We start from the raw sequence: 16,573 nt of genomic DNA, 5'->3' as shown, positions 1-16,573 counted from the left end.
CTCGTACGAAAGTCCATACGCGCCGTCCGCCCACAGGCGCCCGTGAAGCCGCCTGGTTAGCATGGCCGGGTCGGCCTCTCGCGGGACCGGCGGACCATACGACGGGGACGACGGGGGCTGAGGCGATCACCATGACAGGGACCAGCGGCCCACACACCCCTTCCCGGCTGGGCGCACTGCGGCTGCGTTTCGACGCGCTCGCCCGGGAGATCGCCAAGTTCGGCGTCGTGGGCGCGCTCGGCGTCCTCGTGAACTTCGCGGTGTTCAACCTCATGCGGCACGGCACGGACCTCCAGGTCGTGCGCGCCAGCGTGATCGCGACGGTCGTCGCCATCGTCTTCAACTACGTGGGGTTCCGTTACTTCACGTACCGCGACCGCGACAAGAGCGGCCGCGCCAAGGAACTCACGCTGTTCCTGCTGTTCAGCGTGGTCGGCCTGGTCATCGAGAACGGTGTCCTGTACGCGGCGACGTACGGCTTCGGCTGGGACAGCCCGTTGCAGTCGAACATCTTCAAGTTCCTCGGCATGGGCCTCGCGACGCTGTTCCGCTTCTGGTCCTACCGCACGTGGGTGTTCAAGGCGCTGCCCGCGCGCGAGGCCGTCGCGAGCGCGGAATCGTTTTTGGACGAGCCCGCCGAAGTGACCCGCGTCATCTGATCACCCGCGTCACCTGATCACCCGCGCCATCTCATCAGCCGCGTCACCTGATCATCTGGCCCTCGTCGTCGCCGTCCGCCGGCTTCCTCAGGGGCGTACGGGACAGGAACAGGCCGAAGACGGGCGGCGCCGCCTGGAGCATTTCGAGCCGGCCGCCGTCGGCCTCGGCGAGGTCGCGGGCGACGGCGAGGCCGATGCCCGTCGAGTTCCGGCCGCTGATGGTCCGCTCGAAGATCCGCGAGCCGAGCTCCGACGGGACGCCGGGGCCCTCGTCCGTGACCTCGACGACGGTCTGGTTGCCGGTGACACGGGTGCGCAGGGCGACGGTGCCGCCACCGTGCATCAGTGAGTTCTCGATCAGCGCGGCCAGGACCTGGGCGACCGCGCCCGGGGTGCCGACCGCGGTGAGATGCCGCTTGCCCGACGAGACGATCGCGCGCCCCTCGCCGCGATAGGCGGGCCGCCACTCCTCCAGCTGCTGCTTGATCACCTCGTCGAGGTCGAAGGTGACGGCCGAACCGGTGCGCGGGTCGCGGGAGTTGGTGAGCAGCCGCTCGACGACGTCGGTGAGCCGCTCGACCTGCGCGAGCGCGATCGTCGCCTCCTCCTTCACCTCGTCCAGATCGTCGGTCATGGTGATCTCCTCGAGGCGCATGGACAGCGCGGTGAGGGGCGTGCGCAGCTGGTGCGAGGCGTCGGCGGCCAGTCGCCGCTCGGCCGTGAGCATGCGCGCGATCCGCTCCGCCGAACCGTCGAGGACGTCGGCGACGCGGTCCAGCTCGGGGACGCCGTAGCGCTTGTGCCGCGGGCGCGGGTCGCCGGAGCCGAGGCGCTCCGCGGTGGAGGCCAGGTCGGTGAGCGGGGAGGCGAGCCTGTTGGCCTGCCGTACGGCGAGCAGGACGGCGGCGACGACGGCGAGCAGCGCGACGCCCGCGATGATCAGCAGGGTGCGGCCGACCTCGCGGGTGACGGTGGAGCGGGGCTCCTCGACGGTGACCTGCTCGCCCTGCTCGCCGGTGGCGGTGTACTTGATGACGTCGCCGTCGGGCTCGGTGCCGATGTGGATCGGGGCGCGGTCCGGCATCCGGATCACCGCGTACCGCTCGGTGGCGACCTGGTCCTTGAGGATGTCGCCGTTGATCTGCTCCTCGCTGAGCAGCCGGCTGTCCACGATGGAGGCGAGGCGGACGGCCTCCGACTCGACGCGTTCCTGGGCGCTGTTGGTGATGGTCCGGGTCTCCACGATGACGAGGGAGACCCCGAACACGGCGATCACGACCAGGACGACGGCGAGCGTGGAGTTGATCAGACGGCGGCGCATGCCCTCAGTGTCCCGGATCGGCGCCCGGGACCGGGGTCACCGGCGCGGGGCTCAGCTCTTCTCGAAGCGGAAGCCGACGCCGCGCACCGTGGCGATGTAGCGCGGGTTCGCCGCGTCGTCGCCGAGCTTCTTCCTGAGCCACGAGATGTGCATGTCCAGCGTCTTGGTCGACGACCACCAGGTGGTGTCCCAGACCTCGCGCATCAGCTGGTCGCGGGTGACGACCCGGCCCGCGTCGCGCACGAGGACCCGCAGCAGGTCGAACTCCTTCGCCGTGAGCTGGAGTTCCTCGTCGCCCATCCAGGCGCGGTGCGACTCGACGTCGATGCGCACGCCGTGCGTGGCGGGCGTCTCCTTGGGCTCGGCGGAGCCGCGCCGCAGCAGGGCCCGGACGCGGGCGAGCAGTTCGGCGAGGCGGAAGGGCTTGGTCACGTAGTCGTCGGCGCCGGCGTCGAGGCCGACGACCGTGTCGACCTCGTCGGCGCGGGCGGTGAGGATCAGGATCGGCACCGTGTGCCCCTCGGCGCGCAGTCGGCGGGCCACTTCGAGGCCGTCCATCCCGGGCAGGCCCAGGTCGAGTACGACGAGATCGATGCTTCCCTGAAGTCCGGCGTCGAGGGCGGTGGGGCCGTCCTCGCGGACTTCGACCTCGTAACCCTCCCTGCGCAGGGCGCGGGCCAGCGGCTCCGAGATGGACGCGTCGTCCTCGGCGAGCAGTACACGGGTCATGGGGTGATGGTAGTCCGCGCCGGACGACGGCCGCCGGGTGATCGGGCACAGCGGTCCGCCGACCGAAACGGAATCTCTCCCTCCGCCGTCACACCCTCAGGCTGTGGGGTGCGATCCTGGAGAACGCCTTGGATTCAGCGCGGCGGTTCCACAGGGGCCTGTGATCCATCTCTCAAGTCCTTCCATATGCCGCACTGTCGTGTCGTATGGTGACCGAACGCCTGATGCACTAATGGGGGACCTTTGGAGCGCACTGCGCACCCAAGGTCCCTTTTATGTGTGAGCTGACGACGTCAGCGTTGAAAGGAATGACCTGTGGCCGGGCCCCGCGCGCAAGGATGCGTGCGAGGTGTGGATCTCGGGTCCGCCGTACCAGATCCCCTCTGGCGTGGGGAGGACGGTAGGACTCCGGTGCCGGCCGCCCCCCACCGGGCGCGCAATCGCTGCCGCGTACGCGCGTCCCGACACCCCACGAGGATCGACCATGGCGTCCAGCCTGACGAAGGACTCGGCCGGTACCCCCGGCTCTGAGAAGACCTTCTTCGGCCACCCCCGCGGACTGGCCACTCTCTTCATGACCGAGATGTGGGAGCGCTTCAGCTTCTACGGCATGAAGGCCCTTCTCCCGCTGTACCTGATCGCTCCCGGCGGGCTTCACATGAACCCCGCCACGGCCACGGCGATCTACTCGGTCTACATGTCGATGGTCTACCTGCTCGCCATGCCCGGCGGCTGGTTCGCCGACCGCTTCTGGGGTCCCCGCAAGACGGTGGCCATCGGTGGCGGCATCGTGATCCTCGGCCACATCACACTGGCCCTGCCGACCTCGGGTTCGTTCTTCGCGGGCCTCGCGCTCGTGGCGCTCGGCTCGGGTCTGCTCAAGGCCAACATCTCCACGATGGTCGGCCACCTGTACGACGGCCCGGAGGACCCGCGTCGTGACGCCGGCTTCACCGTCTTCTACATCGGCATCAACCTGGGTGCTTTCCTCGCGCCGCTGACCATCGGCACCGTCGGTGAGAACGTCAACTGGCACCTGGGCTTCGCGCTCGCCGCGGTCGGCATGGCGCTCGGCCTCGGCCAATTCCTGCTCGGCACCCGCCACCTGAGCTCCGAGAGCGACATCGTCGTCAAGCCGGCCTCCGCCCAGGAGAAGTCGAAGGCGCTGCGCACCAGCCTGGTCTGGGCGGCCGTCGCCGCGGTCTTCTACGTGATCGTCGTCGCCACCGGCACGTACACGATCAACTGGGTGCTCGTCCCGCTGACGCTGATCGGCCTGATCATCCCGATCGCCGTCCTGGTCCGCATGAAGCGCGACAAGGAGCTGACGGGCGAGGAGCAGTCCAAGCTCTCCGGTTACGTGTGGTTCTTCGTCGTCGCCGCCATCTTCTGGATGATCTACGACCAGAACGGCTCGACGCTGTCGATCTTCGGCGAGTCCTCGACCACCAACTCGCTGCTCGGCTTCGACTTCCCGACCTCCTGGTACCAGTCGCTGAACCCGATCTTCATCATGGCGCTGGCCCCCGTGGTCGCGTCCGGCTGGCTGTGGCTGAACAAGCGCGGCAAGGAGCCGAGCACCGCCGTCAAGTTCGCGTCGTCGCTCGCGCTGATCGGTATCTCCTTCGTCGTCTTCCTCATCCCGCTGATCGACACCGCCAACAACGGCGGCAAGGTCTCCCCGATGTGGCTCGTCGCGATCTACTTCATCCAGACCGTCGGTGAGCTCTGCCTCTCCCCGGTCGGCCTCTCGGTCACGACCAAGATGGCCCCGGCGAAGTACGGCTCGCAGATGATGGGTGTCTGGTTCCTCGCGGTCACCGCGGGCGACTCCGTCACCGGCCTGCTCTCGACGGCCGGCGTCGACCTGAACACCACGGGCGCCGTCGCCATCGAGGCCGCCCTCGCGGTCGCGGCCGGCGTCGGTATCTGGATGTACCGCCGCAAGGTCAAGGAACTGATGGGCTCCGTCAACTGACGGATCCCGTACGGCTCCGAGAACCCCGTCGCACTTCGGTGCGGCGGGGTTCTCGCACGTCGGGGCCCACGGTCAGGGCCCACCGAGGGCCCGGAGCCTCTGTTCGGCCGCACGACGCCGGGCCGGGCCGAGGCGGGGCGCGCGAGGAGGCCCCGCGGCACGTCGGCCGCCTCGGTCAGGCGCACCCCGGCGCCCGTCCTCCCGGAGATCCGCCCGGAGCCGTCACCTCCTGATCGCGCGCCGTGTCCGTGGCAGGAACGTGAACACCGCGCCGCCCAGCAGGATCACCGTGCCGGCCACCAGGCCGAGGGCGCGCAGGGCGCCGTCGTGGGCGGCGCCGGTCTCGGCGAGGCCGCCGCCGGTGGCGTCGCCGCCGCCCGCCGAGCCGCCCGCGGAGCCGGAGGCCGAACCCGAGCCGGTGCCCGAGCCGGTCGCGCCGCCCTCCACCGCCGTGGTGTCGATCTCCAGGGAGACCTCCGTCTTGGTGGGGGTGCAGGTCGTCGTCGTGCCCAGGGCCTTGACCGTGAGGACGCCCGGCGAGAGCGTCGACTTGCCGTCGGCGCCCGGCTTGTAGGTGCCGGTCAGGTCGGGGATGGTCATCGGGTCGCCGGACTTGATCGGTTCCTTGTTGGTCGGGCCCTCGACCGCGACCGTGCCGCTGTCGGCGCCGCCGAGCTTCACCGCCATCGACGGCTTGACCGAGTCCGCCGGGATGTCGGCGGGGCTGTCCATCACGGACTTCTTGAACTTGACGGTCAGGGCGTAGTTCCCGCCGTCCTTCTTGGCGTTGATCTGCACCGGGGACGTCGCGTTCTTGTCGCCGATGGGGGTCTTGCAGGCGTACGGGATCTCGACCTCCTTGCCGGTGAAGTCGGACTGCCCGCCGCCACCGCCGGTGTCGCCGCCGCCGGTGGACGACGTACCGCCCGTCGAGGTCGTGCCGCCGGTGGACGAGGTTCCGCCGGTCGAGGAGGTTCCGCCGGTCGACGTCGTACCGCCGGTCGACGTGGTGCCGCCGGTCGACGTGGTGCCGCCCGTGGACGTCGTCCCGCCCGTCGAGCCCCCGCCGTCCGTGACCTTGATGGTCACCGCGGGCTTGACCGTCTCCTTCGGCGTGCACTTGGTGTCGGTGGAGATCGGCTTGCTGACGTTGATGGTGTACGCGTCCGGGGTCAGCGTCACGTCCCCGGCCTTGGTCAGTTTCAGCTTGCCCGTCATGTCGGACAGGACCATCGGGCTGTTCTTCTTGATCGCCGGATTCTTCCGGGGCCCCTGCACCTTGAGGTCGCCGGTCTGGGCCCCGCCCAGTTTCACGGTGCCCGTCGGCTGGACGGTGTCGGCGTCGAGGTCGAGGACGTCCGGGTTCTTCGACGCGGCCTGCGTCGTCTTCCAGACCACGTCGATCTCGTCGCCGACCTTGGCGGTGGCCGGGGCGGTGATGTCGGCCACCGTGGTGCCCTGCACCGGGGGGAGCCCCGAGATGGAGGGCGGGATGCACTCCGTCTTGAAGCTCGACTCGGCCGCCTGCGCCGGCGCCGCGGCGAGCCACAGCCCCGCACCGGACAGAATCAGGGCGCAACCGGCCGCACCGGCTCTCCGTAGCGTGCTCACGTAGGTCCTTTCGTCGTGTGACTGGGGTCGTTCGGTGCGGAGAGCTGCCCGGCCGCGGGTCCGCCCGGACGGGTGTCCGGGGTGAACCAGGGCAGGGTGGACGGGGACGGGCCGGCGCCGCCGGGCGCGAGCCCCTCGTCGGGTACGGGATACGGCTCCCGGTCCGGGGCGCCGGCGCGCGGGGGCCGCTGCGGAAGGCTCAGCCTCGGGAGCTTCACGGTGAGTTCGGACAGGCGCTGGCTGCCGCGGTGACGTCCGCTCGCGAACCGGTCGCGGGGGCGCAGCCGGTCCACGATCGCCATGCCGATCCGGAAGACGGCGGCGGGGACGACGACGCACAGCAGGATCCAGAAGAGCGTCACGCCCCAGGGGCGGCCCACGCCCCACGGCTGTTCGGCGAGGACCTTGCCCTCGTACTTGAGGGAGACGAGGTAGTTGCCGTTCGCGCCGGCCGTCAGCTCGACGGGGAGCTTGATCCGCGCCTTGCGGCCGGGGGCGATGGTGCCGCGCCACTGCTGTTCCTCCCACTGGGGCGCGAACACGCCGTGCGAGGTGCCGACCTGGAAGACGGGGTTCCTGACGGGCGTCGGGCCGACGTTGCCCACGGTGAAGGTGAAGGTGCGCGCGGGCGGGGCGCCGAACCAGGTGAGGATGCCGCTGGAGCCGTCGAGCCGGGTGTCGGTGACCATGGACAGCCGGCCGTCGCCGGACTCGGCGGGGAGCGGTTTCACCGGGTGGCCCGCCACCGTGAACGCGGCGTCCGCGGCGGCCTTCTCGCCCATCACGGTCGCCACGTGGACGACGCACGGGCACGCCTTGGGCGGCTCGGCGACGGGCAGCTTCTTGCTGAACCTCCCGTCGGCGCCGGTGGTGACGGCGAGCCCGTCGGCGTTGGCGCAGGAGTTGGTGCCGCCGATGACGCCGCGCTCCGGGCTCGACTGCCCGCAGATCAGCAGCATGAGCAGCGCCTTCGGCCGCCAGTGCGCGCCCTTCACGGTGATCGAACCACCGGTTCCGGCCTGCGACTTGGAGAGGGTGACGGTGGGCCGGTCGGCGGCGGCCGCCCAGGGCGCGGTGCCCGCGAGCAGGGCCGCCGCGAGGACGAGGACGGTCAGCAGCCGCGAGGCACGGGCGCTGCGGCGGTTCATGGCGTACTCCTTGGCCTTGCCTTCGGCGGCGTACGTGGACGGTGGCGGCGGCGCCCGCGCCGGCGAGCACGGCCAGGGCTCCCGCGAGCGCTCCCCACGGCACGAACCGGGCGGTCGTCGTCGCCGAGTCGGCCGCGCCGCCGCCCGCCGTGACCGTCACCTTCACGTCGACGGCGTCGAGCGACGGTGCGTCCGGCCAGGGTTCGGTGAGGCGGACGCGGCGTCCCGGCAGCAGTTCCACCGGCAGGGTGCGCGGCGGCCGGTCGAGGACGGCGCCGAGGACGCCGTCGGCGCGGACCGTGAGGCGCGGGGTGAGGGTCGTGTTGCCGCGGTTCACGACGTCGTACGCGATCGAGTCCCCGTCGACGCGTACGTGCTCGACGGTGAGCGCGGCGAGGGTGGGGCCGCTCACCCGCAGGTGCACGCTGACCCCGGCCCGTCGCGCACCTGCGCTCGCGACGATCACGCCCGGGTGGTCGCCCGGTGTGGCGCCCGCCGGGACGTGCACGGTGAAGGGGATCTCGGCGCGGGTGCGGGCGGGTACCTTCACGGACTTCTCGGCGAACGTGATCCAGGCGCCGACGTCCCGCGCCTCGGCCCGGACGTCGAGCGCGCCGTCGGACCGGTTGTCGGCGTCGGCGCCGCGCAGCGCCACCCGCAGGGGCTCGGAGGTCGGATTGGTGACGGCCACCTTGTCCTCCAGGGTGGTGCCGGGGGTGCCTTCCGCGTAGATGTACGGGCGCCCGTCCGAGGCGGCGGGCCGTGACCCGCCGCCCGCGGACGGGGTGATCGTCCAGGTGGCGCGGTCCGCCGCCGCGGCGGGCGGCATGAAGCCGCACGCCGTGAGCAGCGCGGCGACGAGCAGGGCGCCGACGAGCAGGACCGGGCGCGTCGGAGCCGGGCGCACCGAGCCCTGTGGCCCGCGCGCCGTAGGGGCGTGCCGTGCGTCGGCGAGTGCTGCGACATCGGTGGGTGCTCGCGCCGTTCCCCGCGCCCCTAGCGGGGCGCCCCCTGGCGGCGCCTGGTGAGCCACAGGGTGCCTGCCGCACCGGCCAGCAGGACGGTGCCGCCCAGCGTGCCGAGCGCGATCGCCGAGTCCTCGGGACCCGTCTGCGGCAGCTCGTCGCCGCCGGAGGGGGACGACTGCGAGGAACCGGAGCCCGTGGAGCCCGTGGAACCCGAGCCGGAGCCGCCCGCGCCCTTCACGTCCAGTTCCAGGGACGGCTTCGGCTTGTTGGACGGGGTGCAGGTGGTCGTCGTACCGAGCGCCTTGATGGTGAGGACGCCGGCGGTGAACGTCACCTTGCCGCTCTTCTTCGGCGTGTACGTCCCGCTCAAGTCACTGATCTTGATGGGGGTGTTGGCGGGGATCGCGGCCGCGTTCGGGGGCCCCGAGACCGGCAGCGTGCCGCTCTCCGCGCCGCCCAGCTGGATGACGGCGCTGGGGTTCATCGCGCCCTTGCCGAGTTCGACGGGGCTGGAGGAGACGCCCTTCTGGAAGGACATCGTGATCTTGTAGCCGCTGCCGCTCTTGACCGACTTCATGTCGATCGGGGAGACGGCGCTCTTGTTGCCGATCGGCGTCTTGCACTGGTAGTTGACGTCCTGCACCGTGGCCGAAGCGCTGGGGGCGGCCATCAGCACCGCCGAGCCGGCCAGGGCCGCGCTGAGCGCGAACGCGGCGGTTCGTTTCTGGTACGTCCGGTACGACACCTCGAGAATCCCTTCAGACCGACGGTTACTGACGGTTCATCAGATGCGGGTGGCTCAAGGTACGCCCGGGACCTTGCCGAGGGAAGACAAAGTGCGCGCCGGATCGAAGACGATCCGACGCGCACGAAATACACACAGAACCACAGACGGAACGGCACACGCGCGGGTGCGCGGCCGTGCCCCGCGGGCTCAGACGGGGGCGTCCAGCTCCGCCCACACGGTCTTGCCCGTGACTCCCGGGGTACGCACAACTCCCCAGTCGAGGCAGAGGCGTTGGACGATGAACATGCCGTGGCCGCCGGGGCGTCCCGCGCGGTGCGGGGTGCGCGGCGCGGGCTGTCCGGCGCCGCGGTCGGCGACTTCGAGGCGCAGCACCTTGTTGCTCAGGGAGACGGTCAGCTCGTCCGCGCCCTCCGCGTGCAGGCAGGCGTTGGTGACCAGCTCGGAGACGACAAGGAGGACATCCTCGGCCGCGGCCCGGCGGTCCGCGGTCGCCGCCGGGAGCCAGCCCCAGGCATGCAGCGCTTCGCGGGTGAAGTCGCGGGCCAGCGGCACGATGCCACTGGCCCCGTCGAGGCTCAGCCTGCGGACCTGACGGCCCGTGGCAGCCGGCATGTCGCCGGGCTCGGGGCCGTGGTCGCCCGGCGAGTAAGGCCGGGTGGTGCTCATCAGCACTTCACCTCACCGATTCACCAATTCAGCTTCAGGATGTCGTCGTACGTCGTTCGTCACGGTCGCCTTCGTCGTGATGCGGGCCACAGGGGCGGTCGGGAGTCTCCTGCCCGGCCGAACCGAGGGAACACCCACGAATTCCGTCCGACGCCTGTGACGCTGGTAACGCCCCGATCACGTGATGACAACTGGAGCGTAACTTCTACGCTCCGTGATCGTGGCGCCACCTGGTCACTCGGTGGCCAGTGCCGCTTCCAGAGAGTCATGGAGGGTGAAGACCGCCTCGGCGCCGGTGATCTCGAAGACCCGGGCCACCACGGGCAGCATTCCCGCCAGGTGGACCCCGCCGCCGGCGGCCTCCGCCTTGAGGCGGGCACCGAGCAGGACGTTCAGCCCGGTCGAGTCGCAGAACTCCAGTCGCGAACAGTCGATGACCAGGCGAGATACCCCGTTCGCCAGGCAGTCATCCAGCGGTTCACGCAGGAGATCGGCCGTGTGGTGATCCAACTCACCTGCCGGGGTGACGACGGCACTCGTGCCCTCGTGTCGCACCTCGACCAGAAGCCGGCCCAGATGCGCGCTGCCGACTGTCCCGCGGTCCATGACGTCTCTCTCTCGCTGCCTTCGACGTGCCGATTGACGCCCTCGAACACTACGCCCTCTCTACGCCGCTCGGTACCCGAACAACCTCTAGAAAACGGACATTTGGCGTCAGACCGCACTTGCGGCCCGGCAAGGAAAGCGGGTAGGCCTAGTAAGGACAGCATTCGACACGACCGGCTTTGGAGGCGCCGCACACCGCAGTGCACGTATCGGCATCGGCAGCCATATGCCGAGAACGATGGAGGACACATGTCACCCCGGCTCGACGAATCGCGTACTGACCAGGCGTCGTCGACTCTCCCCCCGGAACCCCCTGTCGACGTCGAGCCCGAGGATGCGGCCGACACGTTCGAAGGCCTGGAAGGCCTTCCGGAGATCCCTCCGTTCGCCGAGGTCGGACCCCTCGACGCGCGAGCCCTCTCCAAGACCCTCTTCGGGCGCCTCGAGTCGCTCGAGGAAGGCACCCCCGAGTACTCCTACGTCCGCAACACCCTGGTCGAGCTGAATCTCGCCCTGGTGAAGTTCGCGGCCTCCCGGTTCCGCTCCCGCAGCGAGCCGATGGAGGACATCATCCAGGTCGGCACCATCGGCCTGATCAAGGCGATCGACCGCTTCGAGCTGAGCCGTGGCGTCGAGTTCCCCACTTTCGCGATGCCTACCATCGTCGGCGAGATCAAGCGCTTCTTCCGCGACACGTCGTGGTCGGTGCGCGTCCCCCGCCGTCTCCAGGAACTCCGTCTCGACCTCGCCAAGGCGGGCGACGAGCTCGCCCAGCAGCTCGACCGCGCCCCCACGGTGGGCGAGCTCGCCGAGCGCCTCGGCATCTCGAACGACGAGGTCGTGGAAGGCATGGCGGCGTCGAACGCGTACACCGCCAGTTCGCTGGACGCGCAGCCCGAGGAGGACGACTCCGAAGGCGCGCTCGCGGACCGCATCGGTTACGAGGACCACGGTCTGGAGGGCATCGAGTACGTCGAGTCCCTCAAGCCGCTGATCGCCGAACTCCCGCCGCGCGACCGCAAGATCCTGTCGCTGCGCTTCGTGGCGAACATGACGCAGTCGGAGATCGGCGACGAGCTCGGAATCTCGCAGATGCACGTGTCGCGGCTCCTGTCGCGCACCCTCGTGCGGCTGCGCAAGGGGCTGACGGTCGAGGAGTGAGCCACCGACCGCCCTCCGGCACACGTACGGGCCCGCCTCCCTGATCCCCGGGAGACGGGCCCGTCCGCGTCACCGCGCGCGTCCCGGCGGCAGGTCCTGCGGGGCCGACCGGTACAGGTCGAACGCCTCGCGGGCGTCCGGGACGAAGCGGTCGTGGTGGACGAGGTCGATGAGGTCGGGCTCCGGGAGCCAGGCGTGCCAGGCCACCTCCGCCGGGTCCGGGGTGACGGGGCCGGTGAGGACGGTCTCGTGCAGGGCCAGCCAGTACGGGCTGATCGCCCCCTCGCAGCGGTACTTGAGGACGAACCTCGGGGTCGCGTCGACGCCGAGCTCCTCCTTCAGCTCGCGTGCGGCGGCGGCCTCGTAGCTCTCGGATGCCTCCACAGCGCCCCCGAGCATCCAGTTGTAGTGGCCGGGGAAGCGGGAGGCGTCGTCGGGGCGGCGGTGGACGAGGGTGCGGCCCTGCGGGTCGCGGCAGACGGTCGTCGCGACGCGGTGCAGCCAGCCGTGGCGGATCGCTTCCGATCTGCTGACGACCGCCAGGAACCGGTCGTCGTCGTCCACCCGGTCGACTCGTTCGGTGTGTCCGGTGGGGTCCCCGGTCACGGGGACTCCTGGTACGCCTCGCGGATGTTCTGGGGGACGCGGCCGCGGTGGTGGAGGGTGATGCCGCGCTCCCGGGCCCAGCGGTGCAGCGCGTCCTGCGACGGGGGCTCGGGCGGGTGGAGGTGGGCGGCCAGGGACGGGTGCGTGTTCTCCCTCGGGTCCGAGCCCTCGGTCCAGGAGCCCACCGTGCCGGTGCGGGTGTCGAGGAACGTGCCGTGGAAGCCCTCGGTCCCCGCCTCGATCGGCAGCCACTCCGCGCGCCAGGCCGCAGGATCGGCGTCGGCGGCCAGGGCCGTCCTGTGGCGGTGGACGCGCTCCATGTCCGGGAGGCCGAGGAGGTCAAGGCCGGCGGGGGCGGTGGCGGGCTCCAGGAGCCACCGGCGCAGCACCGGCGGCACCGTCAGGCCCATGCGGCGCTCGGCCCCGTCGATGGCCCCCTCGGTCGTCGTCCCCGTCGTCGACATCCGTTCCCGCCCCCGTACGCAGTCGGTCAGTTGTTCGACAACCTTAGACGCGGTTGCCCGCGCGCCACACCTCGCGGACGAGCGGAACGCCCGGCCGGTACGCCAGGTGTACGTGGCTGGGCGCGTCCAGGATCGCCAGGTCCGCGCGCGCCCCGGGCGCCAGGTGGCCGATGTCCGTGCGGCGCAGGGCCCGCGCGCCACCCGCCGTCGCCGACCAGAGGGCCTCGTCGGGGGTCATGCCCATGTCCCGTACCGCGAGGGCGATGCAGAAGGGGACCGAGGACGTGAAGGACGAGCCCGGGTTGCAGTCCGTGGAGAGGGCCACCGTGGCGCCCGCGTCCAGGAGGCGGCGGGCGTTCGGCCACTGCGCCCGGGTCGAGAACTCCGCGCCCGGCAGGAGCGTCGCGACCGTGTCGCCCTGCGCCAGGGCGTCGACGTCCGCGTCGGTGAGGTGCGTGCAGTGGTCGGCCGACGCCGCGTCCAGTTCGACCGCCAGCTGGACGCCCGGACCGTACGAGAGCTGGTTCGCGTGGATACGGGGGTGGAGGCCGCGCGCCTTGCCCGCCGTGAGGATCGCCCGCGCCTGGTCGCCGTCGAACGCGCCCTTCTCGCAGAACACGTCGATCCAGCGGGCGTGCGGGGCGCAGGCGTCCAGCATCTCGCCGGTGACGAGTTCGACGTACGCCGCCGGGTCGTCCGCGTAGTCCGGGGAGACGATGTGCGCGCCCAGGTACGTGACCTCGTCCGTGTGGGCGGCCGCGATGCGCAGCGCGCGCTCCTCGTCGGCGGTCGTCAGGCCGTAGCCGGACTTCGTCTCGAACGTCGTGGTGCCCTGACGCAGGGCCTCCGCGAGGTAGCGGGTGAGGTTCGCCTCCAGGGCCTCGTCCGTCGCCGCGCGGGTCGCCGCCACCGTCGTACGGATGCCCCCGGCCCGGTAACTCTGTCCGGACATCCGGGCGTTGAACTCGGCCGTGCGGTCGCCCGCGAAGACCAGGTGGGAGTGGGAGTCGACGAAGCCGGGGACGACGGCGCGGCCCTGCGCGTCGTGCGCCTCGTCCGTCGCGGGGACGTCGGCCGTGCGGCCCGCCCAGGCGATCCGGTCGTTCTCGATGACGAGCGCGGCGTTCTCGATCAGTCCCAGGGGGCCTTCGCCGAGGTCCGGGTTGTTGGTGACCAGGGTGGCGATGTGGGTGATGGCCGTGGTGGTCGTCATGGTTCCTCTCCGTCGGTGGGTGGGGGGTTCTTCTCCCCCGACCCACCCCTTCCCGAAAGTTGGCGCCCCGCGCCGGGGTGCGGGTGTACCGCCTGAACGGCTCGTCCTCGGCAAAGCCCCGAGTCAGGAGTGCAGCTCCGCGATCGCGTCCGACAGGGCCTTCGCCACGTCGCCGACCAGGGCATGCCGACCGTCCCGTACGACCACCCGGCCCCCCGCGATCACGTCCGTCACGTCGGAGGCGGTCGCCGCGAACACCGCGGTCTCCGCGCCGAGGCGCGGCAGCGCGCCCGCCGTGCGGACCGAGTCGAGGGTGATCGTGACCAGGTCGGCGACCGCGCCCGGTTCGAGGACGCCCGCGTCGGTCCAGCCGAGGGCCGCGTGCCCGTCGGCGGACGCCGCGCGCAGCAGGGCCGCCGCCGTCCAGTGGCCCCGGGTGCGCGAGCGCAGGCGCTCGTTCAGCTCCATCGCGCGCGCCTCCTCGAAGAGGTCGATCACCGCGTGGCTGTCGGAGCCGAGGGAGAGCGGCGAGCCCGCCTTCTGGAGGGCGACGGCCGGGCCGATGCCGTCGGCCAGGTCGCGTTCGGTGGTGGGGCACATGCACGTACCGGTGCCCGAGCCGCCGAGCAGGCCGATGTCGCCGTCCGTGAGGTGCGTGTTGTGCACGCCGGTCGTGCGGGCGCCCAACACCCCGCTGTCCGCGAGGAGTTGGGTGGGGGTGCAGCCGTGGGCGGCCTGGCACGCGTCGTTCTCCGCGGTCTGCTCGGAGAGGTGGACGTGGAGCGGGGCGGCGCGGTCCGACGCCCACCGCGCCACCGTCGCCAGCTGGTCCGCGGGGACCGCCCGCACCGAGTGGACGGCCGCGCCGATCCGTACCCCGGGGCGGTCCTTGAGCAGCGACACGCGCTGCGCCCACGCGTCGGCCGTGCCGTCGCTGAAGCGCCGCTGGTGGCGGTCCGGTTCCTTGCCGAAGCCCGACGAGAGGTACGCCGTGTCGAGGAGCGTGATGCGCAGGCCCGCCTCGTCCGCCGCCGCGATCAGCGCCTCGCCCATCGCGTTCGGGTCCGCGTACGGTGTGCCGCCGGGCTGGTGGTGCAGGTAGTGGAACTCGCCGACCGCCGTGATGCCGGCCAGCGCCATCTCCGCGTACACGGCCCGCGCGAGCGCGTGGTAGCTGTCGGGCGTCAGCCGGTCCGCGATCCCGTACATGACCTCGCGCCACGTCCAGAACGTGCCCGAGCCGACCTGGACGGTGGAGCGCAGGGCGCGGTGGAAGGCGTGGCTGTGGGCGTTGGCGAGGCCGGGCAGGGTGAGGCCGCGCAGCGCGGTCGCGCCGGGCGGCGGGGTCTCGACGCCCTTGCGCAGCGCGGTGATGCGGTCGCCGGTGACCTCCACCACCACGCCCGGCTCCACGAACGCGTCGAGCCAGGCGTGTTCCAGCCAGTACGTCGTCACTTGCAGGCCAGCCCTTCCAGTACGTCGGCCAGTGCGCACACCCCGGCGAGGCAGTCGTCCTCGGCCGCGAACTCGGCCGGGGAGTGCGAGACGCCCGTCGGGTTGCGTACGAACAGCATGGCGGTGGGGATCGACCGGGCCAGGATTCCGGCGTCGTGTCCCGCGCCCGTTCCGAGGACGGGCGCGGTGAGCGTGGTCTTCGTACCGAGGATGCGGGCGATCTCGTCGCGCAGCGCGTGGTCGAACTCGACGACCGGCGTGAAGGACTCCCGGGTGAGCGAGACGTCGATGCCGTGCGCGTCCGCGTAGGCGCGGGCCGCCTTCTCGATGCCGGTGACCGTGTCGTCCAGCGACCGCTGGTCGGCGGCGCGCGAGTCGAGCCAGCCGCGGACCAGCGACGGGATGGCGTTGACGCCGTTCGGCTCGACGGAGATCTTGCCGAACGTCGCGACCGTGCCCGCCAGTTCGGCCTCGCGGCGGGCCGCGAGGACCGTCTCCGCGTACGACAGCATCGGGTCCCTGCGGTCGGCCAGGCGGGTCGTGCCCGCGTGGTTGGCCTCGCCGCGGAAGTCGAAGCGCCAGCGGCCGTGCGGCCAGATGGAGCTGGCGACGCCCACCGCGTCGCCGGACAGGTCCAGCGCGCGGCCCTGTTCCACGTGGAGCTCGATGAACGCGCCGATCCGGGCGAGCCGCGCGGGGTCCGCGCCGATCGTCTCCGGGTCGTACCCGGCGCGTTCCATCGCCTGCGGGAGGCTGACGCCGTCGCCGTCCTGCAGCGCGTACGCCTGCTCGCGGGTGAGGACCCCTGACGTGAGGCGGGAGCCGACGCAGGCCAGGCCGAAGCGGGCGCCCTCCTCGTCGCCGAAGTTGGTGATCGCGACCGGTTTGGTGAACTCCACTCCCCTGCGGCGGAGTTCGTCGAGCGCGGCGAACGAGGAGACCACGCCGAGGGGGCCGTCGAAGGCGCCGCCGTCGGGGACGGAGTCCAGGTGCGAGCCGGTGACGACCGCGTCGCCGGCCTCCGGGTCGCCGAGCCAGGCCCACTGGTTGCCGTTGCGGTCCAGCTCGTAGGTCAGGCCGCGGGACGCGGCCTGGGCCCGGAACCATGCGCGGCAGTCGGCGTCGGCGGCCGTCCAGGCGTAGCGGCGGTAGCCGCGGGTGTCGTGGTCCCGGCCGAGGGGCAGGAGGTCCCGCCACATCTCCAGGAAGCCGGGGCCCACAAGGCCGGCCGGGGCCGCGG

The 16,573-nt window shown here is 71.6% G+C and carries 16 protein-coding genes; 4 read left to right on the top strand and 12 right to left on the bottom strand.

The genetic code is table 11. The annotated features are described in order from the left end of the window. Positions 1–131 precede the first annotated feature (131 nt). Positions 132–659 (top strand): GtrA family protein, encoded by a 528-nt coding sequence (locus V2W30_RS23690; RefSeq protein ID WP_338699533.1) that lies wholly within the window; start codon positions 132–134, stop codon positions 657–659. Positions 660–702: 43 nt separating this feature from the next. On the opposite strand, the gene V2W30_RS23685 is transcribed toward V2W30_RS23690, so the two are convergent. Together V2W30_RS23685 and V2W30_RS23680 are read right to left on the bottom strand one after the other, a co-directional pair. Next, on the bottom strand, positions 703–1,980 hold the full coding sequence (locus V2W30_RS23685; RefSeq protein ID WP_338699532.1) for an ATP-binding protein: 1,278 nt from the start codon (positions 1,978–1,980) through the stop codon (positions 703–705). 51 nt (positions 1,981–2,031) lie between these two features. Continuing rightward, positions 2,032–2,709: a response regulator transcription factor gene (locus V2W30_RS23680; RefSeq protein WP_338699530.1), complete on the bottom strand. Its 678-nt coding sequence runs from the start codon at positions 2,707–2,709 to the stop codon at positions 2,032–2,034. Between the two features lie 484 nt (positions 2,710–3,193). On the opposite strand from V2W30_RS23680, the gene V2W30_RS23675 reads away from it, so the two are divergent. Continuing rightward, positions 3,194–4,687, top strand: a complete 1,494-nt coding sequence (locus V2W30_RS23675) for an oligopeptide:H+ symporter (RefSeq protein ID WP_338699528.1) — start codon at positions 3,194–3,196, stop codon at positions 4,685–4,687. 222 nt (positions 4,688–4,909) lie between these two features. Here the strand turns inward: V2W30_RS23675 and V2W30_RS23670 are convergent, their stop codons facing one another. Both V2W30_RS23670 and V2W30_RS23665 read right to left on the bottom strand, forming a co-directional pair. Continuing rightward, a complete protein-coding gene (locus V2W30_RS23670) occupies positions 4,910–6,298 on the bottom strand; it encodes a hypothetical protein (protein ID WP_338699525.1) in 1,389 nt (462 codons plus the stop codon). Next, the gene (locus V2W30_RS23665) at positions 6,295–7,446 is read right to left on the bottom strand and encodes a hypothetical protein (protein WP_338699523.1); all 1,152 of its coding nucleotides are present in this window, start codon (positions 7,444–7,446) and stop codon (positions 6,295–6,297) included. Before V2W30_RS23665 ends, V2W30_RS23670 begins: the two co-directional genes overlap by 4 nt. Before the next feature lie 320 nt (positions 7,447–7,766). Here V2W30_RS23665 and V2W30_RS23660 point away from each other — a divergent pair, with 320 nt between their 5' ends. After that, positions 7,767–8,177, top strand: a complete 411-nt coding sequence (locus V2W30_RS23660; protein ID WP_338699521.1) for a hypothetical protein — start codon at positions 7,767–7,769, stop codon at positions 8,175–8,177. 265 nt (positions 8,178–8,442) lie between these two features. On the opposite strand, the gene V2W30_RS23655 is transcribed toward V2W30_RS23660, so the two are convergent. The 3 genes from V2W30_RS23655 to V2W30_RS23645 form a co-directional block, all read right to left on the bottom strand. Next, complete coding sequence (locus V2W30_RS23655; protein ID WP_338699519.1) at positions 8,443–9,159, bottom strand: LPXTG cell wall anchor domain-containing protein; 717 nt, start codon at positions 9,157–9,159, stop codon at positions 8,443–8,445. 189 nt (positions 9,160–9,348) lie between these two features. After that, positions 9,349–9,828 carry an ATP-binding protein gene (locus tag V2W30_RS23650; protein WP_338699517.1) on the bottom strand — a complete coding sequence of 160 codons (480 nt, stop codon included), beginning with the start codon at positions 9,826–9,828 and terminating at the stop codon, positions 9,349–9,351. A gap of 234 nt (positions 9,829–10,062) precedes the next feature. After that, entirely contained in the window at positions 10,063–10,434 is a 372-nt protein-coding gene (locus V2W30_RS23645; RefSeq protein WP_338699516.1) for an STAS domain-containing protein, read from the bottom strand. Between the two features lie 249 nt (positions 10,435–10,683). Between V2W30_RS23645 and V2W30_RS23640 the strand changes: the two genes are divergently transcribed. Then, positions 10,684–11,595: an RNA polymerase sigma factor SigF gene (locus V2W30_RS23640; RefSeq protein ID WP_338699514.1), complete on the top strand. Its 912-nt coding sequence runs from the start codon at positions 10,684–10,686 to the stop codon at positions 11,593–11,595. A gap of 69 nt (positions 11,596–11,664) precedes the next feature. On the opposite strand, the gene V2W30_RS23635 is transcribed toward V2W30_RS23640, so the two are convergent. The 5 genes from V2W30_RS23635 to V2W30_RS23615 form a co-directional block, all read right to left on the bottom strand. Next, on the bottom strand, positions 11,665–12,201 hold the full coding sequence (locus V2W30_RS23635; RefSeq protein ID WP_338699512.1) for an NUDIX hydrolase: 537 nt from the start codon (positions 12,199–12,201) through the stop codon (positions 11,665–11,667). Beyond that, the gene (locus V2W30_RS23630; RefSeq protein ID WP_338699510.1) at positions 12,198–12,665 is read right to left on the bottom strand and encodes an Lsr2 family DNA-binding protein; all 468 of its coding nucleotides are present in this window, start codon (positions 12,663–12,665) and stop codon (positions 12,198–12,200) included. The genes V2W30_RS23635 and V2W30_RS23630 overlap by 4 nt, the downstream gene beginning before the upstream one ends. A 43-nt stretch (positions 12,666–12,708) precedes the next feature. Continuing rightward, positions 12,709–13,878, bottom strand: coding sequence for an imidazolonepropionase (gene hutI, locus V2W30_RS23625; protein ID WP_338699508.1), 1,170 nt, complete (start codon positions 13,876–13,878; stop codon positions 12,709–12,711). Positions 13,879–14,001: 123 nt separating this feature from the next. Continuing rightward, positions 14,002–15,339 (bottom strand): formimidoylglutamate deiminase, encoded by a 1,338-nt coding sequence (locus V2W30_RS23620; RefSeq protein WP_338703735.1) that lies wholly within the window; start codon positions 15,337–15,339, stop codon positions 14,002–14,004. Further along, positions 15,330–16,532 carry an allantoate amidohydrolase gene (locus V2W30_RS23615; RefSeq protein WP_338703734.1) on the bottom strand — a complete coding sequence of 401 codons (1,203 nt, stop codon included), beginning with the start codon at positions 16,530–16,532 and terminating at the stop codon, positions 15,330–15,332. Before V2W30_RS23615 ends, V2W30_RS23620 begins: the two co-directional genes overlap by 10 nt. Between the last annotated feature and the right edge of the window lie 41 nt (positions 16,533–16,573).

It is taken from the genome of Streptomyces sp. Q6, assembly GCF_036967205.1.
GTDB classification, from domain to species: Bacteria; Actinomycetota; Actinomycetes; order Streptomycetales; family Streptomycetaceae; genus Streptomyces; species Streptomyces citrinus.
The sequence above is the reverse complement of the archived record's forward strand: the minus strand, read 5'-3'. Positions and strand labels throughout refer to the sequence as shown.

Bases quoted from the DNA above. Each gene is read 5' to 3' on its own strand.
- V2W30_RS23675 (WP_338699528.1), top strand. From the start codon at position 3,194: ATGGCGTCCAGCCTGACGAAGGACTCGGCCGGTACCCCCGGCTCTGAG.
- V2W30_RS23680 (WP_338699530.1), bottom strand. From the start codon at position 2,709: ATGACCCGTGTACTGCTCGCCGAGGACGACGCGTCCATCTCGGAGCCG.
- V2W30_RS23685 (WP_338699532.1), bottom strand. From the start codon at position 1,980: ATGCGCCGCCGTCTGATCAACTCCACGCTCGCCGTCGTCCTGGTCGTG.
- V2W30_RS23630 (WP_338699510.1), bottom strand. From the start codon at position 12,665: ATGTCGACGACGGGGACGACGACCGAGGGGGCCATCGACGGGGCCGAG.
- V2W30_RS23690 (WP_338699533.1), top strand. From the start codon at position 132: ATGACAGGGACCAGCGGCCCACACACCCCTTCCCGGCTGGGCGCACTG.
- V2W30_RS23640 (WP_338699514.1), top strand. From the start codon at position 10,684: ATGTCACCCCGGCTCGACGAATCGCGTACTGACCAGGCGTCGTCGACT.
- V2W30_RS23665 (WP_338699523.1), bottom strand. From the start codon at position 7,446: ATGAACCGCCGCAGCGCCCGTGCCTCGCGGCTGCTGACCGTCCTCGTC.
- hutI (WP_338699508.1), bottom strand. From the start codon at position 13,878: ATGACGACCACCACGGCCATCACCCACATCGCCACCCTGGTCACCAAC.
- V2W30_RS23615 (WP_338703734.1), bottom strand. From the start codon at position 16,532: ATGTGGCGGGACCTCCTGCCCCTCGGCCGGGACCACGACACCCGCGGC.
- V2W30_RS23645 (WP_338699516.1), bottom strand. From the start codon at position 10,434: ATGGACCGCGGGACAGTCGGCAGCGCGCATCTGGGCCGGCTTCTGGTC.
- V2W30_RS23650 (WP_338699517.1), bottom strand. From the start codon at position 9,828: ATGAGCACCACCCGGCCTTACTCGCCGGGCGACCACGGCCCCGAGCCC.